The sequence below is a fragment of the Micromonospora musae genome (assembly GCF_003626545.1).
Classification (GTDB): domain Bacteria; phylum Actinomycetota; class Actinomycetes; order Mycobacteriales; family Micromonosporaceae; genus Micromonospora; species Micromonospora musae.
The window spans coordinates 36,526-60,676 of sequence record NZ_RAZS01000013.1 but is presented as its reverse complement, the minus strand read 5'-3'; the positions used below and the strand labels follow the sequence as shown (position 1 = coordinate 60,676).

Genomic DNA, 24,151 nt, shown 5'->3' with positions numbered 1-24,151 from the left:
GGGGTGGGGTGGGTGGGTCAGCGGAGGGAGGCGCGGGCGGAGAAGGCGATGCTGGCCAGCAGGAAACCCCCGTTGACCAGGGTGAACGCCACCATCACCCAGAGCGTCACGGCGGGGGCGAGGAGCAGCACCAGCGCGGCCACGAAGATCACCGCGCCGTAGTCGCGGACGAGCTTCGCGAGGCGTACCGGCAGCGAGGTCGAGGTGACCATGCTCGCCGCGTTCGGACCGGCCTGCATCACCGAGGTGACCAGGTTGACCATCCAGGTGCCGGCGAACGCCGCGACCAGCCAGGTCGGGGTCGACGGGTACTGCGCCACGGCGGTCGCGGAGAGCGCCGCGACCAGGGCGATCTGGGCCGCCACGTCACAGAGCACGTCGACCCGGGCACCCGCCGGGCTGCCCGTGCCGGTGACCCGCGCGAGCTGGCCGTCCGCGCAGTCCAGGGCGTACGCCACCTGCCAGCCGACCAGCGCCAGCAGCCCCACCACCCAGGCCGGCACCTCGCCGGCCGCCACCCGGCCGGCGAGCGCGACCACGGTGACCGAGGTGGCCAGCCCGAGCACCAGATTCGCGACGGTCAGCGCGGTCGGGCGCAGGCCCAGCCGGTACGCCGCGAGCGCGAAGGTGGCGCCCAGCCACTGACTGATCGATTCACTGAAGAGGCCCCCGCCCCGATTTGTCCGGTGGAAATCGGCGACGGTGGGACGAAACGGCTCAGTCAAGGTGGTCGTGGATTGCACCGGCGTAGTCTGCCAGCCGGGCTCGGACGTCGGAAGGCGACAGCGCCAGATGTTCGAGGATGGTGTACCGGTCCGGCCGGGTCCGCGGCGCGAAGATCACCGCGTCGACGAACTGGTCGTCGGTCAACCCCACCTCGGCGGGGGTGACCGGGAGGTTGTGCCGGGCCAGGCAGGAGACCATCTGGGCGAAGCGGTGCGCGTCCCCCCGCAGCCAGGTGCAGAAGAGCGCGCCGAGCCCGGCCAGCTCGCCGTGCGAGGCGGTGTCGGGAAAGAGCGCGTCCACCGCGTGCATGATCTCGTGGCAGCCGCCACTGCACGGCCGGCTGGTGCCCTCGATCGCCATCGCCAGCCCGCTGGAGATCAGCGCTTCGGCGAGGACGGTGACGAAGGCGTCGTCGCCCATGTCGCCCGGGTGGTTGATCACCGCTTCGGCGCCGGCCCGGGAGAGCGAGGCGGCCAGCCCGTCGAACGGCTCGCCGCGTACCACCCGCGCCAGCTCCCAGTCGGCGAGTGCGCTGATGTTGCTCACCACGTCGCCGATCCCGGCCCGGTTGTGCCGCTCCGGACCGCTCTCCACGAAGTCCAGGTCGACGACGACCGCGATCGGGATGTGCACGCCGTAGGAGCCCTTGAGCCCGTCGGTGACGAGGCTCGCCACCGGGGAGGCGATCCCGTCGTTGGCGAGGCTGGTGGCGACCGAGACCATCGGTAGGCCCCGCCGGGTGGCCGCGTACTTGGCCACGTCGATGGTCTTGCCGCCGCCGATGCCGACCACCGCGTCGTACGACCGGGTGCGGAGCTTGCCCTCCAGGTCGTCGGCCGCCTGCAGGGTGCCGCCCGTCACCGTGAACACGTCGGCCGACCCGAGCGTGGGCCGGATCAGCTCGGCGATCCGCTCGCCCTGGCCGGGGCCGACCACCACCGCCACGTCACCGCCGGCGGAGATCCGTCCGTCGGCCAGGATCGTGGCCAGGTCGGCCACCGCCCCGTGCCGTACGTCGATGTGCAGTGGAGTCAGTACGGACCGGGCTAGTAGAGGCACGCGATCTCCCGGGCGCGGGACAGGTCGGCGTGGTTGTCGACCTCGACCCAGGAGACGTCCCCGATCGGCGCCGCCCGAACCTCGCCGCCCCGGTCGGCGAACTCCTGGTAGCCGTCCTCGTAGTAGAGGTTCGGATCACGCCGCCAGGTCGCCTCCAGCGCGTCGGCGAGGGCGTCGGCGACCTGCGGCTCGATGAGGGTCGCGCCGATGTACTCCCCGTACGCCTCGCCCGGGTCCATCAGCTTGGTGATCCGGGTGAGCTGGCCGGCGGCGTCGAAGGTGGTCTTCATCTCCTCGTCGGCGAGCGCCTTGAGGGTGTCCACGGCGAGCAGGATCCCCGCCCCGCGCTCGGCCAGCAGCGTCTTCTCGACGCTCACCGGGTGCACGGTGTCGCCGTTGACCAGCAGCACACCCTGCCGGAAGTACTCGCGGGCCAGCCAGAGCGAGTAGGCGTTGTTCCACTCCTCGGCCTTGTCGTTGTGCACGAGGGTGAGGTTGACGCCGTACCGCTTCTCGAGGTCGGCCTGCCGCTCCCGGACCGCGTCGGCCGCGTAGCCGACCACGATCACGATGTCGGTGAGCCCCACCTCGGCGAGGTTGCGCAGCGCGATGTCGAGGATGGTGATCTCCCCGTCGACCGGCACGAGCGCCTTGGGCAGTGTGTCGGTGTAGGGGCGCAGCCGGCGCCCCGCCCCGGCGGCGAGCACCATCCCGATCATGCCGGCAACCTCCCTCGTACGACTCCGGTCACCGCTGGAGGATAGCGCCGTGTCCGAGACCGTCTCCCGTCAACCGGGCTTCGCCCGCTGTTCACCCGGGGAGCGCGGACGGATCGGCTGTTCAGCCGGGGAGCGCGGCCAGATCGGCGAGGACGCTCAACCGCTCCTGCGCCGTCAGCGCCTCGTACGGGCCGGCGGCCCGGCGGTCGGTCTCCTGCTCGATCGCCAGCCGCTCGGGCCCCGCCGGCAGGGCGGTCACGCTGAGCGCGGTGTGCCCGGCGACGGCCCAGGCGGCGGCGTGCGCGTCGGAGCGGTGGTGGCGCAGCGTGCCGAGCCGGTTGAGCAGCAGGACGCCGGGCGGGGTGCCGTCCGGCTCGTAGGGCGGGGCGACCGCGGCGAATGCGGCGCCCGCCGGGTCCGGCTCCTCGGCCGCGAGCACCAGCGCGTACGTCAGGAGCCGGCCGAGCGCCTCGACCAGGCGGACCACCCGCTCCTCGTGCCCGGTCCACAGTTCGCCGGTGACGTCGGCGTGCAGCCGCCAGAGTTCGGCGAGGAACGCCAGCCCGCGTTCGGTGGCGGCCAGCCCGCCGTCCGGTCGGCGGTGCAGCATCCCGTACGCGACCTGTTTGTCCAGCGCCCGCCGGCACTCGGCCGCGTCCCGGTAGCGGGTCACCGCGGTGAACCCGGGGTCGTCGACCACGCCGCCGGGCTCGGCCAGCCGGGTGCGGAGCTCCACCAGGAAGCCGGTCGCGGCCGGTCCGCCGTACCGACGGCTCAGCTCGGTGCCGCGTTCCTGGCCGGCGGCCATCCCGGCGAGAAAGGTCCGGTCGACCGCGGGTGCGACCAGCCCGGCGTACCGGTGCGGCGCCAGCTCGACGGCGTGGCTCACCGACCCATGGCACGCAGGGCGGCGAAGGCTTCCTCCGCGATCCGGCGGATCAGGCCGTCGTTGACGTCCCGGTGCTCGTCCAGCAGGGGGAGGTCCTCCTCGGTGAGCCACCGGTACTCGGTGTGCTTGCCCGCCTCCAGCCGGGGCCGGTCGAGGTCCCCCTCGACCTGGACCAGCCAGTCGTTCTCGATTCGTTCCAGCCCGTCGTCGCCGACGTAGCGGTACTCGCCGACCGGCCGGATCAGCCGCGCGACGGTCCAGCCGGTCTCCTCGGTCACCTCCCGGCGCAGCGCCGCCTCGACGTCCTCGCCGGACTCCAGGTGGCCGCCGACCACGTCCCAGCAGTTGGGAAAGAGGCGCCGGTGCGGGGATCGGCGCTGGAAGAACAGCCGGCCGTCGTCGTCGACGATCAGGGCGCCGGCGCAGCGCAGGGGCTCGGTGGACACGCCCCGACAGTAGCGAGCCGACCGACGTCTCGGCGACGCCGAGGTCTTGTTCCGGCGACATCGACGAACCACTATGTCCATACCGGAGGTCACCGTCCCGAAAAGGAGTGATGTGTGATGCAGGTACGGGAAGCGATGACGAGCGAGGTCCTCGTGGTCGGTCCGGAGCACACGCTGCGGCAGGCGGCCCGGATGATGTCGGCTCGTGGGGTCGGCTCGGCGGTGGTGATCGACCCGGACTCCGAGGGCATCGGGATCATGACCGAACGGGACGTGCTCAACGCCATCGGCGCCGGTCTCGACTGTGACGTGGAGCGCGCCGCCGCCCACCTCACCTGGGAGGTGGTCTACGCCGTACCGGAGTGGACGCTGGAGGAGGCGGCGGTGGCGATGGCCCGGGGCGGGTTCCGGCACCTGGTGGTGCTCGACGGCCGCGAGGTGGCCGGGGTGATCTCGGTACGGGACATCATGCGAGTCTGGGCCGCCGGTCGGATGGTGTCGACGGGCTGAGACGAACCGGGCAGATCAGCTCGGGGCGGGCACAACGGGTCGGTCTGGTGCAGCACGACCCGCTCGCCCTTCCGGCCCGACTTGTTCCGCCGCCGGTCCGGCCCAGGTCACCCGACCCGGTGGCTCAGGATACGGACATCGCCGTGCCGTCGGCGCGGCCGCGGTGGCCGCCCGTACGCTCAACAGCCATGACCGCCGAGCAGCTGATCTCCTTTGCCCGCGGAGCTCCCTCGCTGGACATCGTCGATGTCGAGGGGCTCAAGGCCGCCGCCGTCCGCGCGTTCGACGCCGACCCCGCCGGGGTCACGGCGTACGGGACCTCCGTCGGGTACCCGCCCCTGCGCCGGTGGATCGCCGAGAAGCACGGGGTGACGCCGGAGCAGGTGCTGATCACCAACGGCTCGTTGCAGGCCGACGCGTTCCTCTTCGACCACCTGGTCCGCCCGGGCGACGCGGTGGTGGTCGAGCGGCCCACCTACGACCGGACGCTGCTCAACCTGAAGCAGATGGGCGGCGAGCTGCACGGCGTCACCATCCAGCCGGACGGCGTGGACACCGCCGAGCTGCGCAAGCTGCTGGAGTCCGGGGTGCGTCCCCGGCTGGCGCACATCATCCCGAACTACCAGAACCCGGCCGGCGTGACGCTCTCCCTGGAGAAGCGGCACGAGCTGCTCGACCTGGCGGCCGAGTACGGCTTCACGATCTTCGAGGACGACCCGTACGCGGACATCCGGTTCCGGGGCGAGGCGCTGCCGTCGATGCTCTCGCTGGACACCCGCGACGTGGTGGTGCACGCGTCGAGCTTCACCAAGACGGTCTGCCCCGGCGTCCGGGTCGGCTACCTGGTCGGACCGACGGACCTGATCGCGGACATCGCGAAGAAGGCGACCAGCCTCTACATCTCGCCCGGCATGGTCTCCGAGGCGATCGTCTACCAGTTCTGCGTCTCCGGCGAGATCGACCGCTCCATCGAGACGGTCCGGGCCGCGCTGGGCGAGCGGGCCCGGGTGCTCGCCGAGTCGCTGCGTCGCCACCTGCCCGAGGCCCGGTTCGTGGAGCCGGACGGCGGCTACTTCCTCTGGGTGGAGCTGCCCGAGGACGTCCTGGTCGAGCGCGTCGCCCCGGCCGCCGCGGAGCGTGGCGTGGCGGTGGTCAAGGGCAGTGACTTCGTTCTCGACGGCGGCCGGCACGCGCTGCGGCTGGCGTACTCGGCGGTCACCGTCGACAAGATCGATGAGGGCGTACGCCGGCTGGCGGAGGCCGTGAAGACGGTCCGTGGGTGAATTCTGTCGGATTCCTGACAGAAGGCTTCGATCGGCCGCTCCGGGGCTCCCGCCCGGGCGGCCGGCGGCCCACAATGCTGCGAGCGTCACTCACGTCGCGTGGCGGCCGTCGGCCCGCCTCCTGACCCGGCCGAGCCGGCACCGGGGGCTCGCATCGACCAGGTCGCACCCGTGACGAGTGACGCGGCCAGCAGAACCCTCGCCCCCACAGGGCGCCGGGTGGGCCGTGTCGTCCCCCTCACCCCTCGATGCGACCCGGCCCGCCCGGCGCCGCCCCGACTCCTTCGTCACAGGGCGTGACGGCCCGGTTCGGCGTACCCTGCAATCCGGCTCGCGAGACGGTCGGGAAACCCTGCGGCGGCTGCGGCTCCGCCTCGCCAGCCCCGGGGTTTCCCGACCGTCTCTGGGCCGTGCGGGTGCGGAGCCGGCGCGACGAGCGCGGCTCACCGTGGTGAGGGGGTGTGCGATGACAGGTCGTGACCAGCGGGGCCGGACGACCCCGCAGCACGGCGGCCGGCTGCCGATGCCTCGATCCTGGGCGGCGCCGGTACGGGCGATGACCCGGATCCTCAGCACCGACGGCGCGCAGCGCCCCCCGGAGCCGGTCGAGGCGGGGCACGACGCGGTCGTCGACTGCGCGCTCTACGTCGACGGGAAACGACAGCCCGGGGAGTGGAACTACGCCGATGCCCTGGCCGCCGCCCGGAACGAGGACGGCTTCGTCTGGCTCGGGCTGCACCAGCCGGGGCTGGAGCAGATGAGCGCCATCGCGGCCACCTACGGGCTGCACGAACTCGCCGTGGAGGACGCGGTCAAGGCCGCGCAGCGCCCGAAGCTGGAGCGGTTCGGCGACGTCAGCTTCCTGGTGCTGCGTACCGCCCGCTACTGCGAGCACGCGGAGCTGACCGAGCACTCCGAGGTCGTGGAGACCGGGCAGGTGATGCTCTTCATCGGGCCGAACTTCCTGATCAGCGTCCGTCACGGGGACGCCGGCCGGCTCTCGCCGATCCGGGCCGACCTGGAGAGCAAGCAGGAGCTGCTGCTGCACGGCCCGTGGGCGGTCGCGTACTCGATCACGGACCGGGTGGTCGACCTGTACCTGGAGGTCGCCGACAAGATCGAGGACGACCTGGACACCCTGGAGGCCCAGGTCTTCGACCGCAGCGGCAGCGGGCGGATCCAGCGGATCTACCAGATGAAGCGGGAGTTGGTGGAGTTCAAGCGGGCCGTGGTGCCGCTGCAACGCCCGCTGCTGAACCTGACCTCGCAGGTCAACCGGGAGGTGCCGAAGGAGATCCGGCGCTACTTCCGGGACGTGCAGGACCACCTCAGCCGCACCGTCGAGCAGGTGAACTCGTACGACGACCTGTTGAACTCGATCCTCCAGGCGCGGCTCGCCCAGGTCACCGTCGACCAGAACAACGACATGCGCAAGATCGCGGCGTGGGCGGCGATCGCCGCGGTCTGGACGGCCATCGCCGGCATCTACGGCATGAACTTCAAGTACATGCCGGAGCTGGACTGGAAGTACGGCTACCCGGTCATCTGGGCGCTGATGCTCGGCTGCTCGTGGCTGCTCTACCGCTGGTTCCGCCGTAACGGCTGGCTCTGACGCCCACCGGCCTCCCGCGGCGGCGTCGCCTCGGCCGGCTGACCGGCGGCGTCGCCTCGGCCGCGATGACCGGCGGCGGTCGCCTCGGCCGCGATGACCGGAGCCACCGCCCGCTGCCGCCGGCCGCACGGCTCGGGCCCGGCGGTGGACATGCGGAAGCGCCGGCGAACGCGGGTCGGTTCCCGCCGTGCCGGCGCTGTCCGCGAGATATGAGCGGTCGGTCAGCGGCGCCCGTTGGTGCGGGCCTTGCTCGTCGCCTTGCTCACGTCGTCGGCCGGGCGGCCGGACGCGTCCGTGGCGCCCTCGGCGACCGAGGGGACCTTGTCGGTCGGCTGGATCTTCGACCCGCCGCTCGCCGGGATGGTGGTGGCGCTGTCGCCGCCCGCCACGGCCGAGCTGCCGGCGCCCGTCGAGCCACCGGACGTCCGGGGCGTGGACGCCTCGGCCATCTTCGCGCCGGCCGGCGTCGACCGGGTCCGGACCTCGATCGTGTCCATCTCGTCGTGCATCGGCTCCAGGGTGCGGGTGGGGTCGTACTCGGCCCACTCCTGCTGCTCCCGCCGACGCCGTACGGCCATCATCCCGGCCACGCCGGCGATCGCGCCCGCGGCCAGCAGGCCGGTCATCATCCGGCGGCGACGGCGCGGCTGTTGCTTCTTCCCGCTGATCCGCATGTTCCTCGACTTCGCCTTCCTGGTCATCGAACCCGCCTGCGCGGCACCGTCGCGGGCGGCCGCAGCGAGCGGGGCGAGCGAGGTGAGGGTCGTGTCCCAGCCGGTCGCGGCGCGATCGCGCAGCATCGTCGCCGTCGGTCCTACGTGGTCCCGAGCGGCCTGGACACGCGGACCGACCGTCGCGCCCGCGCCCCTCGCGGCATACGTGGCTGCCTGCAGCAGGTGACCGATGCCCTGATTCAACTCGGCCTTTGCCAGCTGCCCCTGGGACTTACGCCGTCCCCTTCCAAACACGGTCCCACCTCCTGGGAGTTGTTCCTTCGTCATCCTCCACCTTCGGATGCCTCCGCGATGCCAGATCGGGCACATGGGAGGATCCGCATGGAACTGACCAACGAGTGAGGAGTACCCGTGGCCGAGGCCATCTACGCCACCTTGCACACCAACGCCGGCCCGATCCGGCTGGAGCTCTTCCCGAACCACGCGCCGAAGACCGTCAACAACTTCATCGAGCTGGCGGAGGGGACGCGCGAGTACGTCGACCCCCGCACCGGTCAGCCCGGCAAGGGGCCGTACTACGACGGCACCATCTCGCACCGGGTCATCTCCGGCTTCATGATCCAGATGGGTGACCCGACCGGCACCGGGCGTGGTGGCCCGGGCTACAAGTTCGCCGACGAGTTCCACCCGGAGCTGCGCTTCGACCGGCCCTACCTGCTCGCCATGGCGAACGCCGGGCCGGGCACCAACGGCTCGCAGTTCTTCATCACCGTCGGCGCGACGCCGCACCTGAACAACCGGCACACCATCTTCGGTCAGGTGGCGGACGAGCAGTCGGCGAAGGTCGTCGACTCGATCGCCAACACCCCGACCGGCCCGAGCGACCGTCCGCTCCAGGACGTCGTCATCGAGCGGGTCGAGATCGAGCGCTCCGCCGCCTGAGGCGCGCGCGAGGTACCTTTGCTCGCATGACTGAGCGCTCCGGAGGGTGGCAGCGGTGAGCGAGTCGCCGCCGACCACCCCGGTCTGCTACCGGCACCCCGGCCGGGAGACGTATGTCCGCTGCACCCGCTGCGATCGGCCGATCTGCCCGGACTGCATGCGCGAGGCGTCGGTCGGGCACCAGTGCCCGGAGTGCACCAGTGAGGGGCGTCGTAGCGTCCGGCCGGCGCGTACCGCCTTCGGTGGCGGTGCCGCCGGCCGGCACGGCTACGTCACCAAGGCGTTGATCGCGGTCAACGTGCTGCTGATGCTGCTCTCCATCGCCTCCGACCGGGGCGGCGACGCGGCGGTGGGCGGCTCCGGCTTCGCCGGGCTGCTCGGCGGCAACACGCCGCTCACCGACTGGGGCGCGGTGCTGGGGCTGGCGGTCTTCCCCGACGGCAGCGTCGGCGGCATCGCCGACGGCGAGTGGTACCGGCTGATCACCGCGATGTTCCTGCACTACGGCCTGCTCCACCTGCTGCTGAACATGTGGGCGCTCTGGGTGCTGGGCCGCTCGCTGGAGGCCAACCTCGGCCCGCTGCGCTTCCTGGGGCTCTACCTGATCGCCGGGTTCGGCGGAAACGTCGCCGCCTACCTGTTCAGCGCCCAGAACTCGGCCACCGCCGGCGCGTCGACGGCGATCTTCGGGTTGTTCGCGGCGATCTTCGTGATCATGCGTCGGCTCGGCCGGGACACCTCGGCGATCCTGCCGGTGCTCGTGGTCAACCTGGTCTTCACGTTCGCCGTGCCGGGCATCTCCAAGGCCGGGCACCTCGGCGGCCTGGTCATCGGCGCGCTGATGGGGCTGGTGCTGGCGTACGCCCCGCGTGGGCGTCGGACGCTGGTGCAGGTCGTCGGCGGCGCGATCATCGTGCTGGCGCTGATCGGCCTGGTCCTGATCCGTAGCGCCCAACTCCTGGCCGGCTGACCGGCGGCTCGGCGCTGCCCGGCCTGCGCGGTCCCGCGACCGCGCGTCCGGTCGGGTCACGCGCCGGCGGCCGTACGGGCCGTGTGCAGCACCCGGGCCACGTCGCCGGGAGAGTCGCCGAGGTCGTACCGGCCGAAGAGGTGCAGCGCCTGCCCGGCGTCGATCTCCAGGATCTCGGTGGCCAGGCCCAGCCGGGGTCGCCGGTCCACGCTGATCGCCTCGATCGTCGCCCACGGCAGCTCCCGACGGCTCGCGAACCCGTGCACCACGGTGAGCCCCGCGGCGTCCACCGCCAGCCGCACCGGCGCCACGAGGTCGCGCGCCGCCCACCCCAGCAGCGCGGCGGAGACCAGCCCGGCCAGTGCGAGGCGTACCGGGTCGCCGTCGGCGAAGAGCAGGCCGAGCGAGATCAACAGGACGGCGCCGGCCACCTTCGCGGCGGGCAGGCTCGCCGGCACCCGCCACTGTCGTACCGGGAATGTCTCCTCCACCCGTCCAGCATGCCAGCGGGCCCCGGCCGGTGGCACCGCCCGTCGTCCCGCTCGCGGAGATCGGCGCGCCCGGCCGTACGCCCCGCCGGAGCGCCGGGACCCGACGACCCGGCCCGGGACGTGGGGGCGGTGGAGGACGTAGGATCGGGGCAGCCAAGTTACCGGGGAGTAGTCATGAGTGACGCGGTCATCGTCGGCGCGGTACGTACCCCAGTCGGGCGGCGCAAGGGCAGCCTGGCCGGCGTGCACCCGGTCGACCTGTCGGCCCACGTGCTGCGGGCCCTGGCCGAGCGCGCCGGCGTCGACCCGGCGCTCGTCGACGACGTCTTCTGGGGCTGCGTGTCGCAGGTCGGTGAGCAGTCCTGGAACATCGCCCGCAACGGCGTCCTCGCCGCCGGCTGGCCCGAGACCGTCCCCGGTACCACTCTGGACCGCCAGTGCGGCTCCAGCCAGCAGGCCCTGCACTTCGCCGCGGCCACCGTGCTCTCCGGGCAGGCCGACCTGGTGGTCGCCGGCGGCGTCGAGTCGATGACCCGGGTGCCGATGGGCTCCAGCGTGGCCGGTGGGATGCCGTTCAGCGACGCGATCCGTGATCGCTACCGCGGCGTCGAGGGCTTCGCCGAGGACGCCCCGCTCCCGTTCAACCAGGGCGTCGGCGCCGAGCTGATGGCGCAGCGGTGGCGCTTCTCCCGTACCCAGCTCGACGAGTTCGCGCTCGCCAGCCACGAGAAGGCGGCCGCCGCGCAGGACGCGGGCGCGTTCGACCCCGAACTCGCCCCGGTCGCGCTCGCCGACGGCGGCAAGTTCGCCGCCGACGAGGGCATCCGCCGCGACACCTCGCTGGAGAAGCTGGCCGAGCTGGCCACCCCGTTCCGGGCCGACGGCGTGGTCACCGCCGGGTCCGCCTCCCAGATCTCCGACGGCGCGGCCGCGCTCGCGGTCACCACGAGCGAGTGGGCCAGCCGGCACGGGCTTCGCCCGCTGGCCCGGATCCACACCGCGGTGGCTGCCGCCGACGACCCGGTCACCATGCTCACCGCGCCCATCCCGGCCACCGCGAAGGCGTTGCGCCGCGCGGGGCTCGGCATCGAGGAGATCGGGGTGTACGAGGTGAACGAGGCGTTCGCCCCGGTTCCGCTGGCGTGGCTGGCCGAGACCGAGGCGGAGCCGGAGCGGCTCAACCCGCGCGGTGGGGCCATCGCCCTCGGGCATCCGCTCGGCGCCTCCGGCGCCCGGATCATGACCAGCATGCTCCAGCACATGCGGGACAACGGGATCCGGTACGGGTTGCAGACGATGTGCGAGGGCGGCGGGATGGCCAACGCCACCATCGTCGAGCTGCTCTGACCTCGACCGGGACGGGCGGGCCCGGCTGCGGAGCCGGGCGGCACCGGAAGTCGGACACCCGGTGCGACGGCGGCCGTGGAACTTGCACAACTTCGACGTGACCCACGTCACTCCCGGACGCTTGTCGTTGGGCAGGGCATGGACGTCTTCTCCCGAACGTTCCTTCCGGCCGCCGCCGAGGCGGGCCTGGCGATGCAGACCGTCACCCGGCACATGCCCGTCTTCCGCCGCTGTGTCGGCTCGGGCGACGCCACCATCCTGGTGACCCGGTGCAGCCGTCCCGAACGGCCGGCCGGCGGCGAGTACCTGCTCCTGCTCACGCACCGGCGACTCGTGGTCACCCAGCAGACCCGAGTGCTGCACCGGCTCCGCCTGCACCTCAACACCGAGCTGCGCGAACTCAGCAACGTCACGTGGAGCCCCGACCCGCGTACGCACTCGATCGAGCTGGCCGCGACCGCGATCGACGGAGTCCGTGAGCACTTCCTGGTCCGCCCCAGCCAGCCGAAGCAGCTGTGGCAGCTCGACACACTGCTCAACCACGCCTTCCGCACCCGCCTCCGGCCGGCGCAGGAGCGAATCGTCGCCACCATCGGCGAACCGTCGGCCAACACGATGCCGGCCAGCCTCCGCCCTGCGGCCGTCCGCTGACCGTCCGAGCCGGCGGCACTTCTCTTACCTGATCCGAACACGCCCTGCCGGTACCGCCCCCGAACGGTGGGCAATCATGGGCCGGTGAGCGTCGACGTACCCCACCGCGGGCTCGTCCTCGTGGTGGAGGACGAGCCCGCGATCGCCGACCTGGTCCGGCTCTACCTGACCCGCGACGGGTTCGGTGTACACGTGGAGCGGGACGGGACGGCCGGTCTCGCCGCCGCCCGCCGGCTGCGTCCGGTGGTGTGCGTCCTCGACATCGCGCTGCCCGGGCTGGCCGGAACCGAGGTGTGCCGGCAGCTGCGCGAGGCCGGCGACTGGACGCCCGTCATCTTCCTCACCGCCCGCGACGACGAGGTGGACCGGGTCGTCGGCCTCGAGCTGGGCGCGGACGACTACGTCACCAAGCCGTTCAGCCCCCGGGAACTCGTCGCCCGGGTCCGGGCGCTGCTGCGCCGCGCGGCCGGCCCGCCGGGCGGAGACGACCGGCCCCGGATCGTCGGCGCGGTGAGCCTCGACCCGACGCGCCGCACGGTGCTCGCCGACGGCGTCCCGGTGCACCTCACCTCGACCGAGTTCGACCTGCTCGCGCACCTGATGGCCCGCCCCGGCCGGGTCTTCACGCGGGAGGAGCTGCTCGCCGCGGTCTGGGGGTACGCGGCACACTCCGGCACCCGCACCGTCGACGTGCACGTGGCGCAGGTCCGCGCGAAGCTCGGCGGAGCCGGCGTGATCCGGACCCACCGGGGCGTGGGGTACTCCGCCGATGCCTGACCCGGACCCGGCCGATCCGCACCCTCCGGCCCACGTCGACCCGCCGACGGTGGCGTTGCCGATCCTCGGGCCGGAGCCGCCCGCCGCGCCGTCCCGGACCGGTTTCGGGCGGACCCTCACCGCCCGGGCGGTGCTGGTCACCTGCGCGGTGGCGATGGTCTCCGTGCTGGTCACCGCGCTCGTGGCGGCGCCGCTCGCGGTGCGCGGCGCCGAACGGCGCGACCAGGAAGCCCTGGCCGCCCAGGCCCGGCTCGCCGCCGAGGTGTTGCGTACCCGGCTCGATCGGGGTCGCACCGCCGACGAGGAGCGGCTCATCCGCCAGCTGCGGGCCCAGGGCATCGACGCGTACCTGATCAGGGGCGGCGCGGTGGACCGGGCCGGCCTGCCACCGCGCCTGGTGCAGCGGATCGCCGAGGGGCGCAACGTCTCCACGACCCGCCGGGTCGGCGGCCGGCCGGCGCTGATCGAGGGGCGGGCCCTGCCGGGCGGCAACGGGGTGGTGCTGTCCCGGACGCGTACCACCGGGCTCTGGAGCGGCGTGCTGCGTGGCCTCTGGGCCCCGCTGCTGGCCGGGCTGGCCGCCGGTGTCGTCGCCGGGCTGCTGCTCGCCCGCCGGCTGGCCCGGCCGATCCGTAACGCGGCGAGCGCCGCCGCCCGGCTGCGCGCCGGGGACCGGGCGGTCCGGGTGCCGGTCGAGCCACCCGGCGAGGTGGCCGACCTGGCGGACGCGTTGAACGGGCTCGCCGCCGCGCTGGCCACCAGCGAGGGGCGGCAACGGGAGTTCCTCCTCTCCGTCTCGCACGAGCTGCGCACCCCGCTGACCGCGATCCGCGGGTACGCCGAAGCGCTGGCCGACGGTGTGATCGAACCCGACGAGGTGCCGGCGGCCGGTCGTACGGTGCTCACCGAGGCCCGACATCTGGACCGGTTGGTGAGCGACCTCTTGGCGCTGGCCCGGCTGGAGGCGGCCGACTTCCCGCTGGAGCCGGTCCCGGTCGACCTGGTGGGGCTCGCCGACGAGGCGGAGCGGACCTGGGCCGCCCGGTGCGCGGCCGTCGGGGTGGTGCTCCGGGTGGAGCGGCCGGACGGCCCCGTCCCCGCGTACACCGATCCGGGCCGGATCCGGCAGGTGGTCGACGGGCTGCTGGAGAACGCGTTGCGCGTCGTACCACCGGGAGCCCCGGTGGTGATCGCCGTCCGTCCCGTCGGCCCGCAGCAGCCGGCCGGTGGTCTGGTCGAGGTTCGGGACGGCGGCCCTGGCTTCACCGACGACGACCTGGCGGTGGCGTTCGACCGGGGTGCGCTGCACGAGCGGTACCGGGGGGTGCGGAAGGTGGGCAGCGGCCTCGGCCTGGCGCTCGCCGCCGGGCTGGTCCGCCGCCTCGGCGGTGAGATCACGGCGACGCACGCGCCCGAGGGTGGGGCGGCCTTCACCGTCCGGCTGCCTGCCTCGCTTACCTGATCCGAACATCGGTCTGACGTCGCGCTGGCGGAGACCGGGAAGGCTTGGGGCGTGTGTCGAAGTCCCTGGCCGGCCTGCGGCGGGCCCAGACGACGACCGTCGGCGTCGGCGCTTCGTCCGGATACAACACCGGTATCCGAACGAATCCCCGCCTTGCCGGACCGCCGCCTGGACTCCGCCTCGGCTCGACCGAGGACTTTGACACGCGCCCTAGCCCACCGACGTACGAGAGGGAGAGTCATGGCACGTTGGGGTTTCGTGGCCGGGACGGCGCTGCTCGCCGCGGTCGCGCTCGGGGTCAGCGGATGCGGCGCCGCCCAGGTGGCGAGTCAGCCGGCCCGGGAGGTGGCCGTCGAGGTGGCCGCCGCCATGGGCGTCGAGGGGCAGGCGCTGACCGCGATGGGCTTCGACCCGGACGAGCTGGACGTGCTGGGCGTCGCGGCGCCGGCCCCGTCGACGTCCGCCTCGTCCGCTCCCGGCGAGAAGGGTGAGAAGGGTGAGAAGCCACGACGTGAGCGGGCCGAGGAGCGGCGCGAGCGTCGCAAGGCCCGGGTCCTGCTGCGCCGGAACACGCTGCACGGCGAGGCCGTGGTGCAGACCAAGGACGGCGCCAAGCAGACGGTGACCGTGCAGCGTGGTGAGGTGACCGCGATCGACGGCGACTCGATGACGGTGAAGTCCACCGACGGCTTCACGATGACCTGGCGGTTCGGCCCGGACCTGCGGGTGCTCGAACGGCGCACCACGATCCAGCCCGCTGACGTACGCGTCGGTACGGCGGTGGGGGTGGCTGGCGCGAAGGACGGCGACGCCGGGGTCGCGCGCCTGGTAGTCGTGCCGCGCGGGAGGTGACGGCCGGGCCCCCGGTCGTGCCATGACCGGGGGCCCTGACCGTCACCGGTCAGTAGACGCGTGAGCCGATGAAGTCGTCGTGGCCGTAGCCCACCGGGTTCGCGAAGTTTCGCGACTCGAAGGTCCAGCGCTGCCGGTTGCTCGTCGAGCAGGTGGCGAGCCGTAGCCGGGGCGTACCCAGCAGCGGATTGTCGAAGGCCACGCAGAGGTTGCCGTTGCCGGCCGGCCTGAGCTGGTTGCCGGCGAAGACGAACTTCTGGTTCGCGCCGGCGTGACAGTCGTGGAGGTTCACCGCCGTGCCGGCGGTCAGCGACCCGTTCGCGACGTCGAGGCACCGGTCGTGGGAGAGCTCCGAGTGCAGCGACTGCCGCGTCGGGTCGTACCAGAGGCCCTGGTTACGTCCACCGTGGCAGGCGTACGACTGCTGCCGCGTGCCGTTGCGGGAGTCGTACCCCTTGCTGTCCACGCAGGTGCCGGTGGCCACGTTGCGGAGCTGCTTGAACTCGAACAGCCCGCTGTACAGCACGCCGGCGCCGGTGCTGGCCGGGTCGACGCAGGTGGCCTGTGCCTGGCCGGAGTTCCAGAACTGGGTGATGCACTGGGCGAACATGCCGTGCCCGCGGTAGTTCGGGTGGAACGACTGGCGGGCCGCGTTCTCGTCCCAGATGCCCAGCTCGATGTAGAGGCCGCGGACCGAGGTGCTGTCGGTGCAGACCTCGTGGCCGTGGAAGAGGCGGCTCGCATCCAGGTAGCGGGTGCCGGTGTTCGCGGCCGCCGCCCGCAGCGCCGACTCGAAGAGCGGCACCGCCTTGTTCCGGGCGAACGCCGCGTCCGCCAGGTAGAGCAGGCAGCCGCCCGCGTACCAGCCGGGGAAGTCCGGATTGTCCTCGACGTCGGGGCTGGCCGGGCTCGGGTACGACATGAGCACCAGCTCGTAGTCGGTGGCCAGGTAGCCGGCCCCGGTCATGGTGTTCCGGATGTCGGTGAGCGCCTCCTCGACCGCCTGGCGGCTGCCGTCCGTACGGACCGTCCACTGGTCGGTGTAGGTGGGGTAGCACGGGCCCTGGAAGAAGACCCGGCGGATGGCGCAGTCGGTGGCGACCGGCCCGAACTGGATGGTGCCGTCACCGTTGGCGCCCACCACCACCCAGATCAGGCGTACGTGCGTGTTGCGCGCCTTGATCGCCAGGTGGTCGCCCTGGTTCAACTCGTTGTGCTGCGTCGGCCCGCCGGCCACGAGGTTCCACGGGGTCGCGCCGGAGCAGGCGATGTTGTACCGCTCGTCGGCCGGGATGCCGGTGCGGAAGAGCGCCTGGTCGTACGAGCGGTCGCACCAGTTGCCGGGTTCGTGGGTGCCGGGGACGTAGTTGCCCACGCCCTCGCCGGAGATCTCGCTGTCCCCCATTGTGACCAGCGACGTACGCCGCTGCTCGATCGGGCGGATCGCCGGGGCGCCGTAGAGGGCTGTCGCCTCGGCGGCACGGACGGCTTCGAGGGCGGCCGGGAGCGGCTGGATGGTCGGTCGGTCGGCCGCGGCGGCGGGGGCCGCCGCTCCGGGGAGCATCGGCAGGGCGAGAGCGGCGGCGACGGCGGCGGCGAGGAAACGCCGCCGCTTGGTCCGTTCGCGCCTGGCGGAGGTGACAGGCATCGACGCACTCCTTTCGGCTCAATCGCTGGGCGTCGATTGAGTTACCAGAAAGTAACGTGCGGGGATGGCTATGTGAATGCGTCTCGTGATCCTTGCGCGGAGTGCCGAACCGCACCCTTCGGGCGAACCGGACCGCCCAGCGTGGACGCCGCGACCGGCATCGCCCGGCCGGAGAAAGTCGTGACCGGACCCGCCCGGCACCCACGCCGCGACCGGCATCGCCCGGCCGGAGAAAGCCGTGACCGGACCCGCCGGGCGCCCCCACCGCGACCGGCGGCCCCGGGAGGGGCGCCGGTCGACGACGGTGGGTCAGCGACCGGGCGGCAGCGCGTACCCGACGTAGTCGCGGTACTCGACCCGCCAACCGGCCGGCACGAGGCGGGTGCACGCCGCCTCGGGGCCGGTGCAGACGATGGCGTCCACCGAGGACGGCTCCGCCGGTGGCCGCTCGGGCAGCACCGACTGGAGCGCCACCAGTTCGGGCGGCCGGCCGTCCGCGTCGCGCAGCAACAGCCACCAGGGGTACTCCCAGTTGTCGTTCTGCTCGACCAGGCCGATCCGGCGGGCCCCGCTGGCGCGTACCGCCTCGGCCGCCCAGCGGAACTCGTCGGTCCACTCGGGCCGGCGCAGGAACCGGGTGTCCCACTCCGCCGTGGTGAAGACCGAACCCGTGCCCACCAGCCGACGCGGGAAGCCGTACGACACGGCCAGCACGCCGGCCAGCGCGGAGGTGGCCAGCACGGCCACCGCGGTGAGGACGGCGATCGACCTGCGGGGCCGGGCACCCGCCGCGGCGGCGCGCCGGCGGAACACGGCGTCCAGCCAGACACCGGCCAGGGGCGCGGCCATCACCAGGGCGTAGAGCAGCAGCCGGTTACCCCACGGCTGCCACTTGATCATCGCGGTGTGCAGCAGCACGGTGGTCACCAGCACCGCCGCGTACGCCCGCAGCGACCCGGCGCGGGTCGGGCTGATCCGCCCCGGGCGGGCCAGCGCGAAGACCGCGCCGAGCAGCGCCAGCGATCCGGCGAGCGGGAACGCCACCCGGTCCTCGTCCGGGTACCAGGCCGGCTCAGGGAAGATCTCCCGGCCGAACGTGATCTCCCGGTCCTGCGGGTCGACGCCGATCGCCTCGGCCCCCTCGACGATCGCGGTGGCGGCGGCGTGGCGCAGCGGCGCGAGCGGCGTGTCGAACGCGGTATGCCCGATCCGCAGCACGTTGACCAGGATCGAGGCGGGATCGTGTCGCTCCATCGGGATCGACTCGCGCAGCCGGGGCGGCCCGAGCGGGTGCCCGAACTCCACAGTGACCCGGGCCAGGAACGGCCCGACCACTGTGGCCGCGACCAGCAGGATCAGCAGCGAGGCGCCGACGGTCCGAACGGCCGGGACCCGACGGGCGGCGGCGGTGCCCGCCGCACCGGTGGGCGTGGACTGCGGGGTCTGCGGACGCCGGGCCAGCCGGAGCTGGGCCAGCCCCCAGAGCACCAGCAGCGGGCCCACCCCGATCAGGCCGCTCGTCTTCGTCACCGCGGTCAGGCCGGTGGCGGCCCCGAGCCCGAGCAGCGTGCCGAGCCCGGTACGCCGCTGCAGCCCGTCCAGCGCGAGGGTCGCCGCGCAGGCGACCCAGGCGGCGACCACCAGGTCGGTCTGGGTGCTGGTCGCCTGCAGCACCACCATCGGCGTGGTGGCCAACACGAAGGCGGTGAGGAGTTGGGCGCGCCGCCCGCCGCCCAGCTGCGCGGTGATCCGGGCGGCCACCAGCAGGCAGAGCACCCCGGCCCCCCACTGCACCAGGTTGTAGAGCCGGTCGCCGTCGGTGAGCAGGCGCAGATGCAGCAGCAGGTACTCCGCGCCGGGCGGAATGGTCACCTGCCGGTGGATCGCGGTCGGCCAGAACTCGAGGCCACCCTGGAGCACCCAGTGCTCGACCTTCGGCAGGTGGTACGTCTGCGAGTCGAAGTTGTTCGGTTCGGCGAGGAGCGCGACGACCAGCTCGACCAGGAGCAGCCCGCCCACAGTGGCGGCGAGAATCCGTTCGCCCCGGCTCGCCGTACGCCAGGGCCGGGTGAGCCGCGTCCACCGGCCCTCCCGTTCCGGGCCGGGTTCGGGGTCGTCGGCCGCCGGTGGCGGAGCGCCCGGGGAGGTGACGTCGAGAGCGGTGGGCGCGGTGGATGCGCCGACCAGCGCCTGAGCCGGGGTGGCGGCGTGCGCGTCGCCGCTGCGCGCGGCGTCCCGCCGGTGCCGCCAGCCGGCGGCCAGCGCGGTGACGGCGAGGAAGAGCAGCCAGGTGACGGCGAACGCGGTGGGTGTCAACGCGTGCAGCGCACCGAGCCCCTCGACTGTGAGCACCGCGAAGCTTCCGGTCACCAGCGCCGCCCGCACGACAGCGAGCCGTAGGGGCGCGGTCACGGCTTCGCGCGGTCTGAGGGCGTGGACGAGCAGGAGCAGCGCGGCGACGGGCGCCACCGTGAGCAGGGAGCCAGCTGCCGACATGGCGGAAGTAAACACCATCCGGACGGCCACGCCACGCCGGACGCCCTACGGTACGGGCCACCACTGCGCTGACCAGCCAGGCTACGCTAGGCCCGACAGGCCGTCCCCACCGTGGAGATTTCCGTGAAGCTCTCGATCCTCATGCCCGTATACAACGAGGAAGATCGCATCGCGGATGCCCTCAAGCAGGCGCTCGCGGTCGACTACCCGTGCGAGATCGAGCTGGTCGTGGTCGACGACGGCAGCCGTGACGGCACCGCGGAGGTGCTCGACCGCGCCGACGACCAGCGGGTCCGGGTCATCACCCACCAGCGCAACGCCGGCAAGGGCGCGGCCATCAAGACGGCCGTCGACAACGCCGAGGGTGAATACATGGTCATCCTCGACGCCGATCTGGAGTACGACCCGCAGGACATCCCCAAGCTGCTCGACCCGGTGCTCGACGGCCGGGCCACGGTGGTCTACGGCAACCGCACCTTCGGCAGCCACAGCGCCTACAGCTTCTGGTACGTGATGGGCAACAAGGGCGTCACCATGGCGGCCAACCTGCTCTTCAACTCCTACATCGGCGACCTGGAGACCTGCTTCAAGCTGATGCCGGTGTCGCTCTACCGCTCGCTCGACGTCCGCTCCCGTGGCTTCGGGATGGAGGCCGAGGTGACCGGCAAGCTGCTGCGCCGCCGCATCCGCCCGTACGAGGTGCCGATCAGCTACCGGGCTCGTGGGCGGGAAGAGGGCAAGAAGATCACCTGGAAGGACGGCGTCGAGGCCATCTGGATCCTCGGCCGCGAGCGCACCCGCCGCCGCTCCTCCGCGGCGTCCCGCTGACCTGAGAAGCTTCGTCGACCACCACCTCCATACAGGGCATGGTGGCGGTGCTCGTCGTCGTGCCGGTAGCTTTGAGTTGAAGTGAACTTCAACTCAAGGCGACGACATGCACGAGTCCCTGACCATCGGTCAGCTCTCCGCCCGCAGCGGCGTGGCACCGTCCGCGCTGCGCTTCTACGAACGGCTCGGCCTGATCCACGCCCAGCGGACCGGCGGCAACCAACGCCGCTACGCCCGCTCCGAGCTGCGGCGGGTGGCGTTCATCCGGATCTCCCAGCAGGTCGGCATCTCGCTCGACGAGATCCGCGCGGCGCTCGACTCGCTGCCCGCCTCGCGTACCCCGACGGCCTCGGACTGGGCGCGGCTCTCCAGCGTCTGGCGCGAGCGGCTCAACGAGCGGATCCGGCTGATGACCAAGCTCCGCGACGACCTGGACAGCTGCATCGGCTGCGGTTGCCTGTCGTTGCAGCGCTGCGCCCTCTACAACCCGGGCGACAGCCTGGGCGGTGAGGGGCCGGGTGCCCGACTGGTGCTGCCGCGCACCGAAGGAGAGCCGGAGGTCGACGTCAGGGCGTCGTGAGCACGATCTTGCCGAAGTGATCGCCCTCGACCAGCCGGTGCGCCTCGGCGGCGGCCGTCATCGGCAGGCGGCGCTCGACGATCGGTCGGATCCGGCCCGCCTCGACCAGTGGCCACACCTCGTCCCGTACGCCCCAGGCGATCGTCGCCTTCTCCGCCACCGGCCGCGACCGCAGGGTCGTCGCCGTGATCGTGGCCCGCTTGGTCATCAGCGCGCCGAGGTCCAGCTCGGCCTTGCGCCCGCCCTGGAGACCGATCACCGCGAGCCGACCGCCGGTGGCGAGCGCCGCGACGTTCCGCGCCAGGTAGCCGGCGCCCATGATGTCGAGGATGACGTCGGCACCCCGACCGTCGGTGAAGTGCCGAACCTCCTCGACGAAGTCCTGCTCGGGGTAGTCGATGGCGTGCGCGGCGCCCAACTCCCGCAGCCGGTCGTGCTTCGCGGCCCGCGCGGTCACCAGCACGGTGGCGTCGAGGGCCGCGCCGAGCTGGATCGCGAAGGTGCCGATCCCGCTGCCGCCGCCGTGCACGAGCAGCGTCTCGCCGGAGCGCAGCTCCGCGAGCTGCACCATGTTCGACCAGACCGTGCAGGCCACCTCGGGCAGCGCGGCGGCGTCGACGAGATCGACGCCGACCGGCACCGGCAGCAGCTGACCGGAGGGCACGGCCACCCGCTCGGCGTACCCGCCGCCGGCCAGCAGCGCGCAGACCTCCTGGCCGACCTCCCAGTCGGTCACGTCGGACCCGATGGCGCTGATCACGCCGGAGCACTCCAACCCGGGGTACGCGGGCGCGCCCGGCGGCGGAGGATAGTGCCCCTGCCGTTGCAGCAGGTCGGCCCGGTTCACCGCGCTGGCCCGTACGTCGACCACCACCTCGCGGGGGCCGGGCTCGGGATCGGGCACCTCGGCCCAGACCAGTGCTTCGGGGCCGCCAGGTTCCGAAATGGTGATCGCGTGCATGGCCCAGTCTTACCCGATCCGTCCCGCCCTCCACGCGCCGGCCGGAAGTCTCGGCCCTCGCACCGTTTGCGCGCCGGGATCGGAAGGCAGCCGCCGCAGGGTGGACGGCAGCATTTCCGGTACGCCGGCGGCGCTGCGGCCCTCAGTCGTTCCGGACGGTCGTCATGGCAGACTAGGCACGGCCGCGCGCCTCTGGTTCGCGGCTCAGGAGGGTTCGCCTAGTGGCCGATGGCGCTGGTCTTGAAAACCGGTAAGGGGGCAACCTCTTCGTGGGTTCGAATCCCACACCCTCCGCCAACCCGAGCAGCGAAACCGCCCTCTGACCAGCGGCAGCGCAGCGCCGGTCAGGGGCGCGCATGACTTGCGGGAGTTCGGGTGTCACCCACGAAATCCTGCTAGCCTGAACACCGCAGGATGCCTTCGGGCTCCCGCGCCCGCCTTGAGGCCCGCTCACGCGGGCCTCTCGTGCATCCAGGGTCAGCGTTGGTTGGCCATCGGATTCCAACAGTGCGAGTGGTAGCGCCGAGGCTCGACGAGCGCCCACAGCTGCTCGTTGATCACGGCGGCCCGCGGGTCGGTGCCCGGGATGTCGAGCCGTTGGAACAGGAACGTCACCAGGTCGACGGCCTGAACCAGCCGGCTCGCGTGAGACGGCGCGAAGTGAAGCGTGTCGACGATCCGGGTCAGCTTCCGCGACCGGTACCCGCCGGTGCCCGACACCCGGTAACGGTCGAGGTCAGCCCGATGGCCGGCCTGGTCGTGCACCTAATCGGCGATCACTAGCGCGTACTCCTCCCGGGAGGCGGCGTACCCGTCGACGCGCTCCAGCACGTGCGACAGCACCACCTCGTGCGCCGGCCTCGGATAGGCGTACCGCTTGACCAGCTGCTCCCGTTTCACCCCGCGCAGGATGATCGCGACATCCTCCTGCGCGCCGATCGCCGCCATCGCGGCCTTGTAGACCGCGATTCGCGCGCGGGGCGGAACACCCGTCCATCCCTTGCGACCGTGGAAGATGTCGTAGCCGTGCAACTCAACGTCGACCGGCACGCCGAACGTCTTCACGGCGTCGGCCACCACGGCGTCGAGGGCCTCGCTAAGCGGGATAGCCGCAGCGTCGGGCACCATCAGCGCACCAATCCAGTAGACCCGCGCGGTGAAGGATTCGTCGACGTACGTGAGCAGCACGAGGCGAGACTACGACCAATGTGTCGTCCTAGCGCGCACCCTGCGTGCAATCGCAGTCACAACATGTCGCCACGCGCTGGCTTGCCCGCCGCGCTCGGCTAGGTCTCGCCGTAATAGCCCTCCTCGTGCCGAGCAGCGGGGGGCTTCGTGGGTTCGAATCCCACACTCCGCCCTGTGAGCAGTACGAACGCCTCCTGACCAGCGCGAACGCCGGTCAGGAGGCGGGGGCGCTCAGCGCCGTTCGAGTGTGAGCAGCGGCTCGGCGAAGACGGGCGCCGGCGTGTCGGGGTCCGCGGCGACGACCTGCTCCAGCCGGCGGAAGCCGGCTGCCAGGTCGTCGGGGCCGAGCTGCCCGAAGAACGAGAGGGTACGCAGACGCAGCCGCGCGAGCATGTCGCCGTAGCTGCCCACGGAGGGCTCGGTGACCGTGCCGAAGCCGGTGACGCGCCAGCCGATCGACGTGAACATCGCGATGACCTCGTGCAGCGGCTGGAAGAGCGCGGCGTCCACCTCGTAACCGCGGGGGAAGTGCTCCAGCCACCAGGGCCGGGGGTGGTGGTCGCGGAAGTTGCCGCGCAGCAGCAGCCGCCCGCCGGGTTTGAGCACCCGGGTCAGCTCCCGGGCTGCCTGCGGCTTGTCCTTCACGTGGTGCCAGGACAGGAACATGAGCGCGTAGTCGGCGCTGCCGGACGGCACGGGCAGCTCCTCGGCGGCGCCGGCCAGATAACGCACGTCGGGGTGCGCGGAGTGCGCCTGTGCGATCTCGCGCATGCGGGTCGCCGGTTCGATGCCGGTGACCGGCCCGAACGCTTCCGCCAGCGCGGGGGTGAACCTTCCGGTCCCGGAGCCGACGTCCAGCCCCGCCAGGGGACGCCGCTCGGGGAGCACCGCCGCGAAGGCGTCGATCCATACCTGCGTCTGCTGGGCGGTCAGCGCCCGGCCACGCGCGTAGTCCTGGTACTGCTCGGTGTCGTAGTCGATCGACCTCATCGCACCTCCAGCGTCGACCGGGCGACGAGGGTGTCGTCCCGATATATCAA

At 72.5% G+C, this 24,151-nt stretch carries 24 protein-coding genes, 1 tRNA gene and 1 pseudogene; 13 read left to right on the top strand and 13 right to left on the bottom strand.

Annotated features, from left to right (window positions below):
• Positions 1-17: 17 nt before the first annotated feature.
• The 5 genes from D7147_RS27885 to D7147_RS27865 all read right to left on the bottom strand — a co-directional run bounded on the left by D7147_RS27885 (position 18) and on the right by D7147_RS27865 (position 3,839).
• Positions 18-743 (bottom strand): CDP-alcohol phosphatidyltransferase family protein, encoded by a 726-nt coding sequence (locus D7147_RS27885; protein WP_120683166.1) that lies wholly within the window; start codon positions 741-743, stop codon positions 18-20.
• Positions 718-1,785, bottom strand: coding sequence for an iron-containing alcohol dehydrogenase family protein (locus D7147_RS27880; RefSeq protein ID WP_120682918.1), 1,068 nt, complete (start codon positions 1,783-1,785; stop codon positions 718-720). The genes D7147_RS27885 and D7147_RS27880 overlap by 26 nt, the downstream gene beginning before the upstream one ends.
• A complete protein-coding gene (locus D7147_RS27875) occupies positions 1,773-2,504 on the bottom strand; it encodes a phosphocholine cytidylyltransferase family protein (RefSeq protein WP_120682916.1) in 732 nt (243 codons plus the stop codon). Before D7147_RS27875 ends, D7147_RS27880 begins: the two co-directional genes overlap by 13 nt.
• A 121-nt stretch (positions 2,505-2,625) precedes the next feature.
• Entirely contained in the window at positions 2,626-3,393 is a 768-nt protein-coding gene (locus D7147_RS27870) for a hypothetical protein (RefSeq protein WP_120682914.1), read from the bottom strand.
• Positions 3,390-3,839, bottom strand: coding sequence for an NUDIX domain-containing protein (locus D7147_RS27865; protein WP_233563524.1), 450 nt, complete (start codon positions 3,837-3,839; stop codon positions 3,390-3,392). The genes D7147_RS27870 and D7147_RS27865 overlap by 4 nt, the downstream gene beginning before the upstream one ends.
• A 117-nt stretch (positions 3,840-3,956) precedes the next feature.
• Between D7147_RS27865 and D7147_RS27860 the strand changes: the two genes are divergently transcribed.
• The 3 genes from D7147_RS27860 to corA all read left to right on the top strand — a co-directional run bounded on the left by D7147_RS27860 (position 3,957) and on the right by corA (position 7,244).
• Complete coding sequence (locus D7147_RS27860; protein ID WP_120683164.1) at positions 3,957-4,349, top strand: CBS domain-containing protein; 393 nt, start codon at positions 3,957-3,959, stop codon at positions 4,347-4,349.
• A gap of 188 nt (positions 4,350-4,537) precedes the next feature.
• Positions 4,538-5,632, top strand: a complete 1,095-nt coding sequence (locus D7147_RS27855; protein WP_120682910.1) for an aminotransferase-like domain-containing protein — start codon at positions 4,538-4,540, stop codon at positions 5,630-5,632.
• A 466-nt stretch (positions 5,633-6,098) separates the two neighbouring features.
• The gene (gene corA / locus D7147_RS27850) at positions 6,099-7,244 is read left to right on the top strand and encodes a magnesium/cobalt transporter CorA (protein ID WP_120682908.1); all 1,146 of its coding nucleotides are present in this window, start codon (positions 6,099-6,101) and stop codon (positions 7,242-7,244) included.
• A 221-nt stretch (positions 7,245-7,465) separates the two neighbouring features.
• Here the strand turns inward: corA and D7147_RS27840 are convergent, their stop codons facing one another.
• Positions 7,466-8,245 (bottom strand): hypothetical protein, encoded by a 780-nt coding sequence (locus D7147_RS27840; RefSeq protein ID WP_120682904.1) that lies wholly within the window; start codon positions 8,243-8,245, stop codon positions 7,466-7,468.
• 84 nt (positions 8,246-8,329) lie between these two features.
• On the opposite strand from D7147_RS27840, the gene D7147_RS27835 reads away from it, so the two are divergent.
• Complete coding sequence (locus D7147_RS27835; protein ID WP_120682902.1) at positions 8,330-8,860, top strand: peptidylprolyl isomerase; 531 nt, start codon at positions 8,330-8,332, stop codon at positions 8,858-8,860.
• Between the two features lie 55 nt (positions 8,861-8,915).
• Positions 8,916-9,830 carry a rhomboid family intramembrane serine protease gene (locus D7147_RS27830; protein WP_120682900.1) on the top strand — a complete coding sequence of 305 codons (915 nt, stop codon included), beginning with the start codon at positions 8,916-8,918 and terminating at the stop codon, positions 9,828-9,830.
• 56 nt (positions 9,831-9,886) lie between these two features.
• Here the strand turns inward: D7147_RS27830 and D7147_RS27825 are convergent, their stop codons facing one another.
• Complete coding sequence (locus D7147_RS27825; RefSeq protein ID WP_120682898.1) at positions 9,887-10,321, bottom strand: PH domain-containing protein; 435 nt, start codon at positions 10,319-10,321, stop codon at positions 9,887-9,889.
• A 174-nt stretch (positions 10,322-10,495) separates the two neighbouring features.
• On the opposite strand from D7147_RS27825, the gene D7147_RS27820 reads away from it, so the two are divergent.
• The 5 genes and pseudogenes from D7147_RS27820 to D7147_RS27800 all read left to right on the top strand — a co-directional run bounded on the left by D7147_RS27820 (position 10,496) and on the right by D7147_RS27800 (position 15,410).
• A complete protein-coding gene (locus D7147_RS27820) occupies positions 10,496-11,668 on the top strand; it encodes a thiolase family protein (RefSeq protein ID WP_120682896.1) in 1,173 nt (390 codons plus the stop codon).
• Between the two features lie 138 nt (positions 11,669-11,806).
• Complete coding sequence (locus D7147_RS27815; RefSeq protein ID WP_120682894.1) at positions 11,807-12,319, top strand: hypothetical protein; 513 nt, start codon at positions 11,807-11,809, stop codon at positions 12,317-12,319.
• 84 nt (positions 12,320-12,403) lie between these two features.
• Positions 12,404-13,096 carry a response regulator transcription factor gene (locus tag D7147_RS27810; RefSeq protein ID WP_120682892.1) on the top strand — a complete coding sequence of 231 codons (693 nt, stop codon included), beginning with the start codon at positions 12,404-12,406 and terminating at the stop codon, positions 13,094-13,096.
• Positions 13,089-14,575, top strand: a pseudogene (locus D7147_RS27805) (sensor histidine kinase). The gene D7147_RS27810 and the pseudogene D7147_RS27805 overlap by 8 nt, the downstream one beginning before the upstream one ends.
• Before the next feature lie 223 nt (positions 14,576-14,798).
• Positions 14,799-15,410 carry a hypothetical protein gene (locus D7147_RS27800; protein ID WP_120683162.1) on the top strand — a complete coding sequence of 204 codons (612 nt, stop codon included), beginning with the start codon at positions 14,799-14,801 and terminating at the stop codon, positions 15,408-15,410.
• 49 nt (positions 15,411-15,459) lie between these two features.
• Here the strand turns inward: D7147_RS27800 and D7147_RS27795 are convergent, their stop codons facing one another.
• Both D7147_RS27795 and D7147_RS27790 read right to left on the bottom strand, forming a co-directional pair.
• On the bottom strand, positions 15,460-17,058 hold the full coding sequence (locus D7147_RS27795) for a ricin-type beta-trefoil lectin domain protein (RefSeq protein WP_120682888.1): 1,599 nt from the start codon (positions 17,056-17,058) through the stop codon (positions 15,460-15,462).
• Between the two features lie 309 nt (positions 17,059-17,367).
• Entirely contained in the window at positions 17,368-19,554 is a 2,187-nt protein-coding gene (locus tag D7147_RS27790; RefSeq protein ID WP_199734290.1) for a glycosyltransferase family 39 protein, read from the bottom strand.
• Between the two features lie 123 nt (positions 19,555-19,677).
• On the opposite strand from D7147_RS27790, the gene D7147_RS27785 reads away from it, so the two are divergent.
• Positions 19,678-20,382 (top strand): glycosyltransferase family 2 protein, encoded by a 705-nt coding sequence (locus D7147_RS27785; RefSeq protein WP_120682886.1) that lies wholly within the window; start codon positions 19,678-19,680, stop codon positions 20,380-20,382.
• A 106-nt stretch (positions 20,383-20,488) separates the two neighbouring features.
• The gene (gene soxR, locus D7147_RS27780; protein WP_120682884.1) at positions 20,489-20,962 is read left to right on the top strand and encodes a redox-sensitive transcriptional activator SoxR; all 474 of its coding nucleotides are present in this window, start codon (positions 20,489-20,491) and stop codon (positions 20,960-20,962) included.
• On the opposite strand, the gene D7147_RS27775 is transcribed toward soxR, so the two are convergent.
• Entirely contained in the window at positions 20,949-21,923 is a 975-nt protein-coding gene (locus D7147_RS27775) for an NAD(P)H-quinone oxidoreductase (RefSeq protein ID WP_120682882.1), read from the bottom strand. The genes soxR and D7147_RS27775 overlap by 14 nt on opposite strands.
• A 207-nt stretch (positions 21,924-22,130) precedes the next feature.
• On the opposite strand from D7147_RS27775, the gene D7147_RS27770 reads away from it, so the two are divergent.
• A tRNA-Ser gene (locus tag D7147_RS27770) sits at positions 22,131-22,220 on the top strand.
• A gap of 180 nt (positions 22,221-22,400) precedes the next feature.
• On the opposite strand, the gene D7147_RS33270 is transcribed toward D7147_RS27770, so the two are convergent.
• From D7147_RS33270 to D7147_RS27760, 3 genes are all read right to left on the bottom strand, one after another.
• Entirely contained in the window at positions 22,401-22,643 is a 243-nt protein-coding gene (locus tag D7147_RS33270) for a DUF3800 domain-containing protein (protein ID WP_233563521.1), read from the bottom strand.
• A gap of 45 nt (positions 22,644-22,688) precedes the next feature.
• On the bottom strand, positions 22,689-23,111 hold the full coding sequence (locus D7147_RS33265) for a hypothetical protein (RefSeq protein WP_233563520.1): 423 nt from the start codon (positions 23,109-23,111) through the stop codon (positions 22,689-22,691).
• Positions 23,112-23,342: 231 nt separating this feature from the next.
• Positions 23,343-24,101 (bottom strand): class I SAM-dependent methyltransferase, encoded by a 759-nt coding sequence (locus tag D7147_RS27760; protein ID WP_120682880.1) that lies wholly within the window; start codon positions 24,099-24,101, stop codon positions 23,343-23,345.
• Positions 24,102-24,151 lie beyond the last annotated feature (50 nt).